Origin of the sequence: Bradyrhizobium sp. PUT101, from assembly GCF_052043945.1 — a bacterium.
Classification (GTDB): Bacteria; Pseudomonadota; Alphaproteobacteria; order Rhizobiales; family Xanthobacteraceae; genus Bradyrhizobium.
In genome coordinates this window covers 3,245,851-3,261,697 of the sequence record NZ_CP197207.1, presented here as the reverse complement: position 1 = coordinate 3,261,697, position 15,847 = coordinate 3,245,851, and the positions used below count along the sequence as shown (strand labels likewise).

16 protein-coding genes are annotated in these 15,847 nt (G+C 65.6%); 12 read left to right on the top strand and 4 right to left on the bottom strand.

Features of this window, described 5'->3' with window-relative positions; translation table 11 throughout:
- Positions 1 to 512 precede the first annotated feature (512 nt).
- Both ACSHT2_RS16050 and ACSHT2_RS16045 read right to left on the bottom strand, forming a co-directional pair.
- Positions 513 to 1,937, bottom strand: coding sequence for a methyl-accepting chemotaxis protein (locus tag ACSHT2_RS16050; RefSeq protein WP_440642409.1), 1,425 nt, complete (start codon positions 1,935 to 1,937; stop codon positions 513 to 515).
- Positions 1,938 to 2,055: 118 nt separating this feature from the next.
- Entirely contained in the window at positions 2,056 to 3,804 is a 1,749-nt protein-coding gene (locus ACSHT2_RS16045) for a methyl-accepting chemotaxis protein (protein WP_440642408.1), read from the bottom strand.
- A 204-nt stretch (positions 3,805 to 4,008) separates the two neighbouring features.
- Here ACSHT2_RS16045 and ACSHT2_RS16040 point away from each other — a divergent pair, with 204 nt between their 5' ends.
- The 8 genes from ACSHT2_RS16040 (at position 4,009) to ACSHT2_RS16005 (ending at position 10,451) form a co-directional block, all read left to right on the top strand.
- The gene (locus ACSHT2_RS16040; RefSeq protein ID WP_271529707.1) at positions 4,009 to 4,755 is read left to right on the top strand and encodes a YebC/PmpR family DNA-binding transcriptional regulator; all 747 of its coding nucleotides are present in this window, start codon (positions 4,009 to 4,011) and stop codon (positions 4,753 to 4,755) included.
- Positions 4,756 to 4,966: 211 nt separating this feature from the next.
- Positions 4,967 to 5,494 (top strand): crossover junction endodeoxyribonuclease RuvC, encoded by a 528-nt coding sequence (gene ruvC, locus ACSHT2_RS16035; protein WP_440642407.1) that lies wholly within the window; start codon positions 4,967 to 4,969, stop codon positions 5,492 to 5,494.
- Between the two features lie 240 nt (positions 5,495 to 5,734).
- Positions 5,735 to 6,352 carry a Holliday junction branch migration protein RuvA gene (gene ruvA, locus ACSHT2_RS16030; protein WP_028182470.1) on the top strand — a complete coding sequence of 206 codons (618 nt, stop codon included), beginning with the start codon at positions 5,735 to 5,737 and terminating at the stop codon, positions 6,350 to 6,352.
- Positions 6,349 to 7,407, top strand: a complete 1,059-nt coding sequence (ruvB, locus tag ACSHT2_RS16025) for a Holliday junction branch migration DNA helicase RuvB (RefSeq protein WP_319331709.1) — start codon at positions 6,349 to 6,351, stop codon at positions 7,405 to 7,407. Before ruvA ends, ruvB begins: the two co-directional genes overlap by 4 nt.
- A 119-nt stretch (positions 7,408 to 7,526) precedes the next feature.
- Positions 7,527 to 8,312 (top strand): hypothetical protein, encoded by a 786-nt coding sequence (locus tag ACSHT2_RS16020; RefSeq protein WP_319331707.1) that lies wholly within the window; start codon positions 7,527 to 7,529, stop codon positions 8,310 to 8,312.
- A 140-nt stretch (positions 8,313 to 8,452) separates the two neighbouring features.
- The gene (locus ACSHT2_RS16015; protein ID WP_440642406.1) at positions 8,453 to 9,373 is read left to right on the top strand and encodes a metallophosphoesterase; all 921 of its coding nucleotides are present in this window, start codon (positions 8,453 to 8,455) and stop codon (positions 9,371 to 9,373) included.
- Between the two features lie 67 nt (positions 9,374 to 9,440).
- Positions 9,441 to 9,890 (top strand): tol-pal system-associated acyl-CoA thioesterase, encoded by a 450-nt coding sequence (gene ybgC / locus ACSHT2_RS16010; protein WP_319331704.1) that lies wholly within the window; start codon positions 9,441 to 9,443, stop codon positions 9,888 to 9,890.
- Positions 9,891 to 9,983: 93 nt separating this feature from the next.
- Positions 9,984 to 10,451: a nuclear transport factor 2 family protein gene (locus ACSHT2_RS16005; RefSeq protein ID WP_440642405.1), complete on the top strand. Its 468-nt coding sequence runs from the start codon at positions 9,984 to 9,986 to the stop codon at positions 10,449 to 10,451.
- Between the two features lie 111 nt (positions 10,452 to 10,562).
- Here ACSHT2_RS16005 and ACSHT2_RS16000 read toward each other — a convergent pair whose 3' ends face one another.
- Both ACSHT2_RS16000 and ACSHT2_RS15995 read right to left on the bottom strand, forming a co-directional pair.
- A complete protein-coding gene (locus tag ACSHT2_RS16000) occupies positions 10,563 to 11,282 on the bottom strand; it encodes a type 1 glutamine amidotransferase (protein WP_440642404.1) in 720 nt (239 codons plus the stop codon).
- A gap of 38 nt (positions 11,283 to 11,320) precedes the next feature.
- On the bottom strand, positions 11,321 to 12,247 hold the full coding sequence (locus ACSHT2_RS15995) for a LysR family transcriptional regulator (RefSeq protein ID WP_440642403.1): 927 nt from the start codon (positions 12,245 to 12,247) through the stop codon (positions 11,321 to 11,323).
- A 151-nt stretch (positions 12,248 to 12,398) separates the two neighbouring features.
- Between ACSHT2_RS15995 and ACSHT2_RS15990 the strand changes: the two genes are divergently transcribed.
- Genes ACSHT2_RS15990 through ACSHT2_RS15975 form a run of 4 tightly spaced genes read left to right on the top strand, consistent with a single transcriptional unit; the run spans position 12,399 to position 15,834 of the window.
- Positions 12,399 to 13,355, top strand: a complete 957-nt coding sequence (locus ACSHT2_RS15990; RefSeq protein WP_440642402.1) for an N-carbamoyl-D-amino-acid hydrolase — start codon at positions 12,399 to 12,401, stop codon at positions 13,353 to 13,355.
- 36 nt (positions 13,356 to 13,391) lie between these two features.
- Positions 13,392 to 14,219 carry an ABC transporter substrate-binding protein gene (locus ACSHT2_RS15985; protein WP_440642401.1) on the top strand — a complete coding sequence of 276 codons (828 nt, stop codon included), beginning with the start codon at positions 13,392 to 13,394 and terminating at the stop codon, positions 14,217 to 14,219.
- Positions 14,216 to 15,073, top strand: coding sequence for an amino acid ABC transporter permease (locus ACSHT2_RS15980; protein WP_440642400.1), 858 nt, complete (start codon positions 14,216 to 14,218; stop codon positions 15,071 to 15,073). Before ACSHT2_RS15985 ends, ACSHT2_RS15980 begins: the two co-directional genes overlap by 4 nt.
- Complete coding sequence (locus tag ACSHT2_RS15975) at positions 15,070 to 15,834, top strand: amino acid ABC transporter ATP-binding protein (RefSeq protein WP_440642399.1); 765 nt, start codon at positions 15,070 to 15,072, stop codon at positions 15,832 to 15,834. The genes ACSHT2_RS15980 and ACSHT2_RS15975 overlap by 4 nt, the downstream gene beginning before the upstream one ends.
- Positions 15,835 to 15,847 lie beyond the last annotated feature (13 nt).

The window sequence follows — 15,847 nt, the reverse complement described above, 5'->3', positions numbered from 1 at the left end:
GCGATGACGAAACTCGTGCGATTGTGAAAGTGGGCGAGGGCGGGCACGCGCGACATCAATCGCAACGGCCGATTGCCTTACCTTTATCCTCGTGGAGAGGGGAATCGCAGATCAAGGAATGTGGCGGACAGCTCGCCCGCAGCCCATCCTTCGAGACGCCCGCCGGTGGCGGGCCCTCAGGATGAGGGCGGACCGCGCGGTAGCAATTCCACGGGCGCCGACGCTGCATAGCCTCATCCTGAGGGACCGCTGAAAGCGGTCGTCTCGAAGGACGAGGCGATTGCTCAGGCGGCGGCCAAGACCCTGCGGTAGTTCCACCTCACTGGAGAGGGTGGGACGAGGATACGCGATTTCGGAATAATAGCATTATGCCCCTGTTTTGCCCGACGAGTCAAAACGCGCCATGGCCTGCCCGTCTAAGCCATTGATTTCTCAAACCCCGGCTACTGTGCATGGGGTTGTTTTCGAGCTTTTTGTTGTGGCGAGGCCGGAGCGCCGTCGCGCAACGGTGGTCAGCCCTGCCGGAATCCCATCCGGAACGCGCCCCAGTGCTTGCCGCGGATCATGATCGGCGAGGACAGATCCTTCATCAGCACGAACTGCCCGCCGCCCATGTCGCGGCGATAGGTCTGCAGCAGGAACGGCTTCGTATTGGCCGCAACCTTCTTCACCGTGCGATCGGTGAACAGGCGGCGGTTGCGGCAATTGGCGTTATTCCAGACGGGGTCCTTGCCCTGCGGCAGCCGGTAGTTCGGATTGTGGGTCGGCAGATAGCCGCTCCTCGCCCAGGCGACGCAGAACACGATGCGGGGATCGGATTTCTGGATCGGGTCCTGGATCGCGGGCAGCACGCGGTCGGTGAACGCGACGTAGCTGGTGAGGTACTGTTTCGGATCAGTGCCGGGGATCTCGCGATAGTTCTCGTCCATGAGCTGGTCGAGCGTGATGTCGCCGCGGTCGATCGCGGCCTCGAACTCCGCGGAAATCCGCTTCGCGGTGTCGACGACCACACGGATCAGCGGCGCGTCCGACGTCTCCACGCCGCTGTCGGCAATCAGCGCGATCAGGCCTTCAGAGGTGTCGAGCAGCTTCGCCACCCGCTCGTCGGCGTTCTTGAGGTCGCTTGAAGAGAGCTCGACGCCTTTGGCGAGCTCGCTGAGTTCGCTGATGACGGTGTCGCAGTGTCCGAGATTGGAGGTCGCCGCGCGCGCGACGCTGTCGATCTCCGCTTCCACCGAGGCAAAGCCCTGCTGGACGCGCGTGATGATGCCGGAGATCTGCCGGGCGCCTTCGCCGGCGGTCTTGGCGCGCTGCGAAGCGTCGCTGCTCTCGCCGATCAGGCCTTCGATCTGGCCGTCGAGATCGCGCACGGTGTCGGAGATCTGGTGCGTGGCCTGGCGGGTGGCTTCCGCGAGGTTCTTGACCTCGCTTGCGACCACCGCGAAGCCGCGGCCGGCATTGCCGGCGCGTGCCGCTTCGATGGTGGCATTCAGCGCGAGCAGATTGGTCTGCTTGGCGATCGCCTCGATCGAGCCGGATACCTTTGCCACCTGCGCCAGTGCCGAGCCGACGGCGCTCAGGCGCGCCTCGATCCGCTCCACGGCTGCGACGAGCTCGGAGATATGGCTGACCGCGGTGTCGACGGCGCTGCGCGATTGCGCGATCTCGCCGACCGCCGCCGACGTGGTCGTTTGCACGGCCTGCGATGCGTTGGCGATGTCGTGGTTGGCCGAGACCATCGTCTCGGCCGTCTTCTGCAGGTGGTGGAACCGTTCCGACTGGTTCGCGACGCGGTTTGCGACTTCCTGGACGTTGCCGGCGATGTCGGCGAGTTCCACGCCAAGGCCGCCGATGCGGTCGGCGAGCTGATCGATCAGCCGCTCGGCGAGCGTCCGGTTCGATCCTGTGTCCAATACTGCAAGCTGTGCCTGGGACATGTACGGGCTCTCTCCAGTCAGGGCCGTTGATCGGCTCTCGGCGGCATTCCCATTCCAGTTTCGGCTTAGAGGATGATTCGCGGCCGGTGTCTTGCCCAAGAGTGCACTCGGGAGAGCACTACAGCTTGTAGGCCGTGCGGAAGCCACCCCAGTGACGGCCCTGCACGCGGATCGGGACGTCGATCTCGCGCATCATCACCGTGTTCCCGTTGCCCATGTCGCGCGCATAGCTCTGGACCAGGTACGAGCGCAGGTTGCGCGCGGCGGCGAGCCCCGCCGGATCGTTGAACATCCGCCGGTTGCGGCTGTTGGCCGTGTTCCAGGCGACGTCGCCCGGCCGCTGCGGATGCGAATAGATCTTGTTGTGCACCGGCAGGAAGCCGTTGCGGTCGACCATGGCGCAGAACGCCATCCGCGGCTCCCGCGCCAGGAAGGCTTCCTGGAACGGCGGCAGGGCACGGTCGGCCCAGTCGAGATATCTCGTGCGGTATTGCTGCGGATTGGTGCCTGCAATTTCCACGTAGTCCGTGTCGAACAGGTCCTCCATCCTGACCTCGCCGCGCGCAACAGCCTGCTCGAATATCTTCGTCAGCGCATTGCCCGCCTCCATGGCGCGGGTGACCAGCTCCGTGTTCTCCTCGTGGATCGACCAGAGCTTGTCCTCGATCTTCTCGCCGAGCGCGGCGTTGGGACCGACGAATTGCGCGCGGGCGCCGGCCTTGGATTGCTCGACCACGCGCAGGCGGCAGGCGCCGATGTCTTCGAGGGTGCCTTCGATCATCGCCTGCGGTGCAAGCCCGCCTGCATCCGCGCCGCCGATCAGCACGCCATCCATCGCTATTTCATAGACCGGCATCACGCCGCGCGCGGTCTCGAACTTGAGATGGCAGGGCAGCCGCTCGGTCTTGCGGCGGTCGTCATGCTCGCTCTGGCCGAGCAGCACGGCGCAGCGCGATTTCAGTTTTTGAGCAAAAGTGGTGACGGCCTTGCCGGCACTGGCAACGCTCTCGCCATGGGTCTCGGCCGCCTTGGTCGCGGCATCGATCTCGGCCGCGCTCTCGCCGACCGAGATGATGAACTCCGAGGCGTTGGCGGCATTGCCGGAGACTTCGCTGGTCGTGGCGTTCTGCTCGGCGACCGCGCCGTTGACGGTGTCGAAGACCGGGCGGATCGCCTCGATCGCCTGGGAAATGCGGTGCACGGCATCAGCAGAGCCGGCGGCGTCGCGCTGGAGCGCGTCGATCTTCCTGGTGATTTCCTCCGTCGCGCCCTGGGTCTGGACCGCGAGCGCCTTGACCTCGGTGGCGACGACAGCAAATCCTCTGCCCGCATCGCCCGCGCGTGCGGCCTCGATGGTCGAGTTGAGCGCGAGCAGCGTCGTCTGCCGTGCGATCTGTGCGATCAGATTGACGACATTGCCGATGGCGGCGGAGGATTCGCGCAGGCGCTCGACATTGGCGCGGGCTTCCTGCGCCGCGGCGCTGGCCTCGTCGGCGAGCTTGCCGGCATTGCGGACCTGCGCGCCGATCCCTTGCGCGGACTGGGTGAACTTGTCGGCGGCATGGGCGAAGGTGGAGGCGGTCGACTGCGCCGCGTTGGTCCGGCCGGTCAGGGCGTCGGTGCGGTCGCGAATGGCGGCAAGCGTCGCGGCGGTCGCCTCGGCGCCTCCGGCCACCGAATTGGCGGCGCGCTCGAGCTGGCGGATCATCGCGCCGAGCTCGAGTTCCAGCAGTTCCAGGATTTCCCGGGCCGAATCACTTTCGGCGGCCGGGGCGGGCGCGGAATGGGCCGCCGGCTGCGGAGCCTCCAGGGCTGTCGCAGGCGCAGCCTGGTCCGGCAGACGCTTCCGAAATATTCCGAACGCCATCGGGCCTCTCTTGTCGGAGAACGGTCGGGCGCTATTTTCGCAGTCCGGAATGAAATCAGGGTTAACGGTGCCTGCCCCCTAGGCACGAGCCAGTACGTTGTTACCTTAAAGTCGTAGTGCCTCTTTCATTCCGGTGGGTTGGCGGCCTATAAGGCCGCGCTTCCCACGCTCACCTTGGCGCACGATTCCTTAACGAGACCACGCATGGCCGGACATTCCCAATTCAAGAACATCATGCACCGCAAGGGGCGGCAGGATGCCCAGAAGTCGAAGCTGTTCGGCAAGCTGGCGCGGGAAATCACCGTCGCAGCCAAGCTGGGGACGCCTGATCCGGCCATGAACCCGCGCCTGCGCGCCGCCGTGATCGCCGCGCGCCAGGAGAACATGCCGAAGGACAATATCGAACGCGCCATCAAGAAGGCGCTCGGCAGCGACGGCGAGAACTATGACGAGATCCGTTACGAGGGCTACGGCCCCGGCGGTGTCGCCGTCATCGTCGAGGCGTTGACCGACAACCGCAACCGCGCCGCTTCCGACATCCGCTCCTTCTTCACCAAGTCCGGCGGAAATCTCGGCGAAACCGGCTCGGTGTCGTTCATGTTCGACCGCACGGGCGTCATCGAATATGACCGCAGCGTCGCCTCCGACGACGCCATGCTGGATGCCGCGATCGAGGCCGGCGCCGACGACGTGATCTCGGGCGAGAACGGCCACGAGATCTACGCCTCGACCGAAGGCTATCGCGACGTCGCCAAGGCGCTGGAAGCCAAGTTCGGCGAGCCGCGCAAGGCCGCGCTGATCTGGAAGCCGCAGAACACGGTCGCCGTCGATGACGAGACCGCCGAGAAGCTTTTCAAGCTGATGGATTTGCTCAACGAGCACGACGACGTTCAGAACGTCTACGCCAACTTCGAGGTGTCCGACGCGCTGATGGCAAAGATGGGCGGCTGACACCGTTCTCGTGTCCCGGACGCGCTGCAGCGTGAAACGCTGCTGCGCAGAGCCGGGACCCATCGTTCTCCGGGTCCAGACGCCTGCTGGGCCCCGGTTCAGCGTCGCAGCACTGCGTGCCGCGCTACGCCCGGGCACGAGACCCCACTTCCCCTGTTACTTCCGTTCTGTTTCTGTTTCCCCCGCGGCGGCCAGCCGCTATCACTGGCCCATGACTGCGCTCCCGATTCGTGGCCCCGTTCGCATCATCGGCATCGACCCCGGCCTGCGCCGCACCGGCTGGGGCGTGATCGAGGCCGAGGGCAACCGGCTGATCTACGTCGCCTGCGGTTCGGTGGAGCCGCCGGACGACCTGCCGCTGTCGAGCCGCCTGCTCGTGATCCATGAAGGGCTCGCGGCCGTTCTCTCCAACCACCAGCCGATGGAAGCCGCGGTCGAGCAGACCTTTGTGAACAAGGACGGCGTTGCCACGCTGAAGCTCGGCCAGGCCCGCGGCGTCGCCATGCTGGCGCCCGCAATGTTCGGCATCTCTGTCGCCGAATACGCGCCGAACCAGGTCAAGAAGACGGTGGTCGGCGCCGGTCACGCCGACAAGCAACAGATCGCGATGATGCTGAAGATCCTGCTGCCGAAAGCCGAGCCGCCGTCCGCGGACGCCGCCGACGCGCTCGCCATCGCCATCACCCACGCCCATCATCGCCAGAGCGCGGCGCTCCGGCTGAAGGTGGTGGGTCTCTAATGCGCGTTGTGAGGCACAGATGAGCCGCATGGACGGTGTGCTCCCTCCCCCCTTGTGGGGGAGGGCTGGGGAGAGGGGTAGCCGCAGCGGTGGTGCCGCCGTCGTCAATGAGCTGCGCGCGTTACCCTCGCGCCTTCGAGAGAATCCCCATGCGGTACCCCCCTCCCTGACCCTCCCCCACAAGGGGGGAGGGAACGGTGAGTCATTGCCGTGCGTCCTTCAAGCGATGGGGGCGCAGCCATGATCGGCAAGCTCAAGGGCCTGATCGATTCCTATGGCGAGGATTTCGTCATCCTCGACGTTGGCGGTGTCGGCTATCAGGTGCATTGCTCGTCGCGCACCTTGCAGCATCTGCCGTCGCCGGGTGAGGCCGCCGTGCTGTCGATCGAGACCTACGTCCGCGAGGACCAGATAAAACTGTTCGGCTTCCGCACCGATCAGGAGCGCGAATGGTTTCGCCTGCTGCAGACCGTGCAGGGCGTCGGCGCCAAGGTCGCGCTCGCCGTGCTCGGCACGCTCTCGCCCGCCGACCTCGCCAATGCCATTGCGCTGCGCGACAAGGCGGCGGTGGCGCGCACGCCCGGCGTCGGCCCCAAGGTCGCCGAGCGCATCGTCACCGAGTTGAAGGACAAGGCGCCGGCCTTCGCCAATGTCGATCCCGCTGTCGTGCATCTCGCCGGCGCCGTCGACGACCAGCGCGCGCCGCGGCCCGTGGCGGATGCGATCTCCGCACTGGTCAATCTCGGCTACGGCCAGCCGCAGGCCGCCGCGGCCATCGCATCGGCCTCGCGTAGTGCGGGCGAGAATGCCGAGACCGCGCAGCTCATTCGACTTGGCCTGAAGGAGCTCGCGAAGTGAGCGATCCCAAGGCCAACCGCATGGTCTCGCCCGAGCGCCGCAGCGACGATGTCGGCGATACCGCCCTGCGCCCGCAATCGCTGTCCGACTTCGTCGGCCAGCAGCAGGCGCGCAAGAATCTCTCGATCTTCATCGAGGCGGCGCGCAAGCGTGGCGAGGCGCTGGATCACGTGCTGTTCGTCGGCCCGCCCGGCCTCGGCAAGACCACGCTGGCGCAGATCGTGGCCAAAGAGCTCGGCGTCGGTTTCCGCGCCACCTCGGGGCCGGTGATCGCCAAGGCGGGCGATCTCGCTGCGCTCCTCACCAATCTCGAAGAGCGCGACGTGCTCTTCATCGACGAGATCCATCGCCTCAGCCCCGCGGTGGAGGAGGTGCTCTATCCGGCGATGGAGGATTTTCAGCTCGATCTCATCATCGGCGAGGGCCCGGCGGCGCGCTCGGTGAAGATCGAGTTGTCGAAATTCACTCTTGTCGGCGCCACCACACGCGCAGGCCTTCTCACCAATCCCTTGCGCGACCGCTTCGGCATTCCGGTCCGACTCAACTTCTACACCATCGAGGAACTGGAAAGCATCGTCAGCCGCGGCGCGCGCGTGCTCAATGTCGGCATGACCGCTGACGGTGCCAACGAGATCGCGCGCCGGGCCCGCGGCACGCCACGTATCGCCGGGCGGCTGCTCAGGCGCGTGCGAGATTTCGCCTCCGCAGCCGATGCCGACAAGATCGACCGCAAGATCGCCGACCACGCGCTGAGCGCGCTCGAGGTCGACGCCGCTGGGCTCGATGCCATGGACCGCCGCTATCTCTCGACCATCGCGCTCAACTATGGTGGCGGTCCGGTCGGTGTCGAGACGATGGCCGCCGCGCTGTCCGAGCCGCGCGATGCCATCGAGGACATCATCGAGCCCTATCTCATCCAGTGCGGCTATCTGCAACGCACCCCGCGCGGCCGCCTGCTCACCTCGCACGCCTTCCGCCACCTCGGCATCGCCGAGCCCTCGCGCGATGCGGCGGCCCAGTTCGGCCTGTTCGGGACGGACGAGAGCGACGGCTGATCTGCGCAATATCTGCACGATATCATCCGATTTCTGCTAGAATGAATGGCGATGATCCCTTCGTCGGGTGTCTCATCGCTTGAGCTGTATTGCCGTCGATTGCGAGCCAGAGGGATAGCGTGGTTAAAGATTGCTTCGGACCGAGACGCTATCGGCTTGCATGTCTCATTCTCTCCATAACTACGGTCGGCTTCCTGCTGATCGCCATCGGCATCGCGACACCTGCATACACCGACGCTGCCGCTTCGGAGCGGATCAGGCTCGGGCAGGAGTGTGTGCCCGGCGTTCCGAACGCCAGCCCGGATCGGCGATGTAGCGATGAGGACTGGTACAGGTCGATGAATAATTTGCGCACCAGCAAGTGGGGCCTCGTCGATGCTGGCGCAGGGCTGGTTGCGTCCGGGGTGACAATGCTTGGCTTCATGTTGTGGAACCGTAAGAAGGCCTGGAGAGAGCTGTCGACGCCTAAGAGCATTTGGATCGTCGGTCTGGCGAGCGCGGCCTGGCTGCTGCAAATCCCTGCCTACGATCTGTTGTTCATGACCGAGTTGACACGCGGATATTATCCGCCGTGGTCCGATTCAGTCGTGATCCCGATGTCCCAGGTTCAGGACATTCTGCTTTGGCTGTTCGTGCCTTACCTTGCGATCTGGCTTGTTTTTGTGGTGGGCTCGAGGTTGCCGGCCAAGGTCTTCTCCAACGCTTCCGGTCGGCCGCTGGTCAACGCCTTCTGGACCGGCGTGACGGCTTTGCTGTTCGTGCCAGTCGCACTGATTTTGATTGGTGCGATCCTGGACGGTCCGACGATGATTGTGCCGCTCCAGTGGTTGGTGCTGTGGCTCCTCCTCTGCGCGCGCTCTGCCGCGTTGACTCGGCACAAGCCGGCTCGCTTGGCGCCCACGTGAGCGACGACTGGTCTCCGCAAGTGCGAAGCGCTCCGTCTGTCATGAATTTCCGGTAATCTTGTGCAGACGATCTGCACGAGCGCATCCCAATTCCGCTTCAATCGCATCGCATCGAGGAGCTGTATCGGAAACGAGCTTCCATGATCACGCGCCGTCATCTCATCCGTTCCATCGGCGGCCTGTCCGCCCTCGGCGTCTCGACCGCCGCCTATGGCGTCGGAGTCGAGCCGATGCTGCGGCTCCGCGTCACCCGCTATCATCCGACGCTGCGGCAGTGGCCGGCGGACCTTCCGTTGAAGATCGCCGTCATCGCCGACCTCCATGCCTGCGATCCCTGGATGCCGCTGGACCGGGTCGAGGCCATCGTCGACCGCACCAACGCGCTGAACGCCGACCTCATCGTGCTGCTCGGCGACTATGTCGCCGGCCTGCATCAGGTCACGCGCATCATTCCGTGCAGCGAATGGGCGCGCGTTCTGGCCGGCCTCAAGGCGCCGCTCGGCGTCCACGCCGTCATGGGCAACCACGATTATTGGGATGACAGGACGGTGCAGCGGGCCGGGCAGGGGGTGACCGTCGCGCACCGCGCGCTGGAAGCGGCCGGCATCCCCGTCTACGAGAACGACGTCGTGCGCCTCACCAAGCACGGCCGCCCTTTCTGGCTCGCCGGTCTCGGCGATCAATTGGCCTTTCTGCCGGCGCGCCGTTTCCGGAGCATGGTGCGCTTCGGTGCCGACGATCTCAATGCGACGCTCGCCAAGGTCACGGACGATGCGCCCATCATCCTGCTCGCGCATGAGCCCAACATCGCACCTCGTGTGCCGGCGCGTGTCGCGCTGCAACTGTCCGGCCACACTCACGGCGGCCAGGTCCGCCTGCTCGGCTGGTCCCCCGCTGTGCCGCCGCAGCATGGCGTCCGCCTCGCCTATGGTCATGTCAGGCTGAAATGCGACGTCATCATCTCCGGTGGCCTCGGGTGCAGCATCATGCCGCTGCGCGTCGGCGTGCCGCCGGAGGTCGTCGAGGTGACGCTGGGGCGGGCCGCGCCGGTTGTGTCCTAACACGCTTGCGCGGACCGCGGTTTTTGCGCAAAACGGGCCGACAGCGACAAGCGAAGAGGCTCACGACGTGACTGCCCATCTGGACGGCGATATTCGCGACGGCCGCCACCACATGCAGGTCCGCGTCTATTACGAGGACACGGATTTCTCGGGGATCGTCTATCACGCCAATTATCTGCGCTACATGGAGCGCGGACGCACCAATCATCTCAGGCTGATGGGCGCGGAGCAGCAGGCGCTGTTCGAGGAGGTCGAGACGGAGGGCGCCGGCTTTGCCTTCGTCGTCCGCTCGATGCATCTGGATTTCCTCAAGCCCGCGCGGATGGACGACGTGCTCGACATCGTGACCTGGCCGATCGCGGTGAAGGGCGCCTCCATCATGCTGGCGCAGGAGGTGCGGCGCGGCGGCGACGTGCTGGTGAAGGCCGAAGTGCGCGTTGCCTTCATCAGCGGCGGTCGCGCCCAGCCGATTCCGAAGTCGATCCGCATGCTGATGAAAGCCGATTTGATTTCGTGATCGCCCGATAAGTGATCGCCTGATTTGTGATGACCTATCGACTCCGCCGACTGCGGCGATAAATTCACGGCCCGAACAACCGATGAGGCCATCATGTCGCGCCCGCCGCTTCCACCCTTCACCCGCGAGACCGCTGCGCAAAAGGCCCGCATGGCCGAGGACGCCTGGAATTCTCGCGATCCGGTGCGCGTGTCGCTCGCCTATACCGAGGACAGCCGCTGGCGCAATCGTTCCGAGGTGTTACAGGGTCGCGAGGCCATCGTCGCGTTCCTCACCCGCAAATGGGAGAAGGAGCTGGACTACCGGCTGATCAAGGACCTCTGGGCCTTCGACGGCAACCGCATCGCGGTGCGCTTCCAGTACGAGTGGCACGATGCCGGCGGCCAGTGGTATCGCTCCTACGGCAACGAGCAGTGGGAGTTCGACGAGCACGGCCTGATGAAGCGGCGCGAGGCCTCGATCAACGACATCGCGATCGCGGAGAAGGATCGCCGGTTTCACTGGCCGGCGCCGGGGCCAAGGCCGGCCGATGTGCCGGGGCTGGGCAGCGAGCCGTTCTGAGTGACTCTCGCCCTCATGGTGAGGAGCCGCCCAGCGGCGTCTCGAACCATGCAGGCCCCGCTGCTGCAGCGAGGCCTCGATCCTTAGAGACGCCGGCCTTTGGCGGGCTCCTCAGGATGAGGGGATGGATTTGCGCGCCAGGAACCGCGTGATCGCGCCGCCGAGCTTCGCGCTGTCCAGCGGCTCGGCCAGCGACGCTCTTGCTGTGGCGACGGCATCCTCCGGCGCCTTGCCGTCGCGCAGATCGCAACACACCTGCGCAAACTCCACGTCGAATTCCGGATGTGGCTGCACGGTCAGCGTCGTGCCGTTGGCGTAGAGCAGGCCGGCATGCGGGGTGAAGTCGGACGAGAGGATCGTCAGCGCATCGCTCGGGGCCGCGATCACCTGGTCCTGATGCGAGCAGGGAACAGCGATTGTTTCGCCGTCGACCACCCCGTTCTCCGGCAGCACCTGATAGACGTGCCGGCCGATGCCCCAGCCCTTGTCCGACTTGCGCACGGTGCCGCCGAGGGCCTGCGCGATCAGCTGATGGCCGAAGCAGACGCCGACCATCGGCGTCTTGTTGGCGTAAGCCTTGCGCACGAAATCTTCCAGCGGCGCCATCCAGTCCAGTTCGTCATAGACGCCGGCGGCCGCGCCGGTGATCAGGATGGCCTCCACCTGGCGCGGATCGGGAAGGGTATCGCCATTCGGGATGCTGACGACGTCGACCGTGGCTGTGGGGTCCTCGGCACGGATCATGCGCGCGAACATGTCCGGAAACGAGCCGTGGCGTTCGCGATGCTCTTGAGGAACGAGCCCGGTCTCGATGATCGTGATGCGTGCCATGGCACCTCGGATAGAAGGTTGCGCGTGTGATCGCAAGCTCAGTTGCTTTCTGCTCCATGTTGCTGGTGTGGCGCTGTGCGCTCGAGCAGAGCGCTCTCCTTGCGGACCTCGTTGAGAAAGGCCTTTGCCAGCCGCGACAGCGGCTCGGCTTCCGACCACAGCATATAGGCGACCGCCTGCGTCGTCGGCGTGAACGGACGGACGACGAGGCCGCTGCCGCCGTTCTGCCGCGGCGAGAACGGATCGACCACCGCAGCGCCGACGCCGGCGGCCGCGAGCACGCAGGCCGTGTTGCAGTAGCGCACCTCGACAGTCGGCCGGAACGGCGCACCGGCACGGGCAAAGCTGTCGCGCACGGCTTCGCCAAGCCGCGTGCCGCGCTCGAGCCCGATGAAGGGCAGGCCGGAAAGATCGGAAGCGGATATCACCGGCCTGTCGGCGAGCGGATGCCGCGGCGGCAGCACACACACCATCTCGCCGGTGTGCACCACCTCATGCGCAATGCCGGGATGATGCGTCAGCCCGAGCGCGAAGCCGAGCTCGGCGACGCGGCTGAGCACGCCTTCGATGATGCCCTCGTAGCGGCGCACGTCGAAGAACACGCGCGTCTCCGCGCGACGGCGCAGGAAGCCTGACAGCGCGGAAGGGATGATGCTGTAGGCGAGCGGCGGGGTCGCCACGATGGCGAGATGCCCGGAGCGGTTCTCGCGCAGATCGCGCACGCGGTTCTCGAGCTTTGCGTGCAATGCGAAGATCGCTTCGCTCTCCTTGTAGAGCGCCATTGCCTCGGCGGTCGGAAACAGCCGGTTGTTGACGCGCTCGAACAGCGCGAAGCCCGCCTGCGCCTCCATCGTCTTCAGCGCGTTGCTCACCGCGGGCTGCGACAGCGCCAGTTCGTCCGCCGCCGCAACCGTGGTGCGGTGGCGGATGACGGCACGCAGAATCTCGAGCTGACGCAGGTTCATATCACTGCCGATTATACTCAGGGCCAAAACATCATAGCAGAGCGAATTGATTTTGTAGCCCCGCTCACCCGTAATGGCGGCTGATCTGCGCGTCGTATCAAAGGGTTCATTCGCCCATTGAGGCAGCACTGCGCATAGATTGGAGGCAATCTTGGTTCGTGTCCTTCGCGCCGCCGCCGCTCAGATGGGGCCGACGCAAAAAGCCGATACGCGCGAGCATACGCTGTCGCGAATGCTCGATATGCTGGAGGAGGCGGCCGGCCGCGGCGCGAGCCTTGTGGTGTTTCCCGAGCTTGCCTTCACCACCTTCTTTCCGCGCTGGCTGCTCGAAGGCGAGGCCCTCGACCAATATTTCGAGCGCGGCATGCCGAACCCGGCGGTGGCAAAGCTGTTCGATCGGGCGCGTGCGCTGCGTGTCGGCTTCTATGTCGGCTATGCCGAGCTGACGCCGGAGGGCCGGCGCTACAATTGCTCTGTCCTGGTCGATCGCGAAGGGGAGATTCTCGGCCGCTACCGCAAGGTGCACCTTCCGGGCTCCGTCGAGCCGCGTCCGGGCGCGCGCTACCAGCAGCTCGAGAAGCGCTATTTCGAATATGGCGACCTCGGCTTTCCCGCCTTCCGTGCCGGCTCGTCCTGGGCCCACGCCATCATGGGCATGATGATCTGCAACGATCGCCGCTGGCCGGAATCCTGGCGCGTGCTCGGCCTGCAAGGCGTCGAGCTCGTCTGCATCGGCTACAATTCGGCGGCCTATGATCCCAATGGCGGCACGACGGAAGACGGAGCCTTGCGCACCTTCCACTCGACGCTGGTGACGCAGGCCAACGCCTACATGAACGCGACTTGGGCGATCTCGGTGGCGAAGGCGGGAGAGGAGGACGGCTCCGGGCTGATCGGCGGCTCCTGCATCGTCGATCCCAACGGCCGCATCGTCGCGCAGGCCGAGACGCTCGCGGACGAGGTGATCGTCGCCGACATCGATCTCGATCTCTGCCGCCAGGGCAAGGACAAGATGTTCAATTTCGCCGCCCACCGGCGGCCCGAGCAATACAGGGTGATCACCGAGCGCGCCGGCGTCATCGAGCCGGCCGTTCTCGATGCGGATTGATTTCAAACGGCCGATCGCGGCGGCAAAGGAGCTGACATGACACGCCTCTCGCATTTGCTTGCCTTCGCAGCGTTGGCTGCCGTGACATCGGCGCAGGCGGCGGAGCTTCCGGCGGAGATCAGGCAGGCCGGCACGCTGAAGCTCACGGTCAACTCAACCTACGCGCCGATGGAATATCGCGATCCCGCGACCAACGAGCTGGTCGGGCTCGACATCGATCTGGCCAACGAGCTTGCCAAGCGGCTCGGCGGGCTGAAGATCGTCTGGAGCGAGACGCCGTTCGCCGAGCTGATCCCCTCGCTCCAGACCAGGCGCGCCGATTTCATCATTTCCGGCATCTCCGATCGCGCCTCGCGGCGCGAGACCGCCGATTTCGTCGATTACCTCGCAACCGGCCCGCAGTTCTTCGTGATGGCCGACAACGCGGCCAAGGCCGCGACCGATCTCTGCGGCAAGAAGGTCGGCACCACCCGCAGCACCAGCTTCCCGGTCGAGATCGAGAAGTGGAGCAGGCAGAATTGCGAGCCGGCCGGCAAGCCGGCGATCCAGTATGTTCCGGGCGAGAATTCGATCGATGTCCGCAACCAGCTGAAGCAGGGCCGCATCGACGCCGCCGTGCAGGGCAGCGAGACGCTGCCTTACGCGCAAACGCAGGAGCCCGGGAAATACCGCGTGGTCGGCGAGCCTTTCGCCAAGGGCTACCAGGGCATCATGTTCCGCAAGGACGATGCGGCCCTGCGCGAGGTCGTGACGGAGAAGCTCGCGGCGATGATCACCGACGGCGCCTACAAGGCCATTCTCGACAAATGGGGCTTAGGTGCCAACGCGGTCGCCCAGCCCATGCTGAACGCGGCACCGCAATGAAGCCGGCGCCGGCACTCGCGGACGGATTTCCTGATCTGTCGGGAATGCAGATCGCGCGCGAGCCGCACTGGTTTCGCTGGTTCAGCGCGGCCCTGATCGTCCTCGTGCTGGCGGCGATTGCGCGCGCGTTCGCCGGCGGCCAGATCGAATGGTCCTATGTCGGCCGCTTCCTGACCGCAAAGGTCATCCTCGAAGGCATCGTCAACACCATGGTGATGGCGGTGCTGGCGATGGCGCTCGGCATCGTGCTCGGCATCGTCGTCGCGATCATGCGGCTGTCGCCCAATCCGGTGCTGAAGTCGGTGGCCGCCGGCTACACCTGGCTGTTTCGCGGCACCCCGCTGATCCTGCAACTGCTGCTGTGGTTCAATCTCGCGCTGGTGTTTCCGACCATCGGCATCCCAGGCCTGTGGTCCGCACGCGCCGTCGACGTCATGACGCCATTTCTCGCCGCCTTGCTTGGGCTCGGCATCAACCAGGGCGCCTATACCTCCGAGGTGATGCGCGCAGGCATGTTGTCGGTCGACATCGGGCAGTATGAAGCGGCGCAGGCGATCGGCATGGGGCGGCTGCGCGCGCTGCGCCGTATCGTGCTGCCGCAGGCGATGCGCGTGGTGATCCCGCCGCTCGGCAACGAGTTCATCGGAATGGTGAAGGCGACCTCGCTCGCGAGCGTGATCCAGTATCCGGAACTGCTGCACAACGCCGAGAACATCTACTACGCCAACTCCCGCGTCATCGAGCTCCTGATCGTCGCGGGGCTCTGGTATCTGCTCGTCGTCTCGATCCTGACCCCGCTTCAGATGCTGCTCGAACGTCGCTTTGCACGTGGCACATTGCGGCTGGCGCGATGACAAGACCCCTCGTCGCGATCCGCTCCGTCAGCAAGAATTTCGGGGAGTTCCAGGCTCTCAAGAACGTCTCGCTCGACGTCTGGCCCGGCGAGGTGATGTGCCTGATCGGCGCCTCCGGCTCCGGCAAGACGACGCTGCTCCGCTGCATCAACCAGCTCGCCACGACCGATGCGGGCGGCATCTGGCTCGATGGCGAGCTCTTAGGAGTGCGCGAGCAGGGCGGGCGGCTGCGGCGGCTCACCGAGCGCGAGATCGGCCGGCAGCGGCTGAAGACCGGGATGGTGTTCCAGCGCTTCAACCTGTTTCCGCACAAGACTGCGCTGGAGAACATCACCGAAGGCCCGACCCAGGTCCAGGGGCGCAAGGCCGGCGAGGTGCGCGCGGAGGCGCTCGATCTGCTCCGCCGTGTCGGGCTATCGGCGAAGGCGGACTGGTACCCCGCGCAGCTCTCAGGCGGTCAGCAGCAGCGCGTCGCGATCGCGCGGGCGCTCGCCATGAAGCCGATGCTGATGCTGTTCGACGAGCCGACCAGCGCGCTCGATCCCGAGCTCGTCGGTGAGGTGCTCGCGGTGATGAAGGAACTGGCGAAGAGCGGCATGACCATGATGGTGGTGACGCACGAGCTCGGCTTCGCGCGCGAGGTCGCCGATCGCGTCGTCTACATGGACCAGGGCGCGATCGTCGAGCAGGGGCGCGCCTCGGACGTTCTGGGCGCGCCGCGCGAGGAGCGCACCAGGGCATTTCTTTCGGCTGTGATCTGAAAATGGGGGCGTG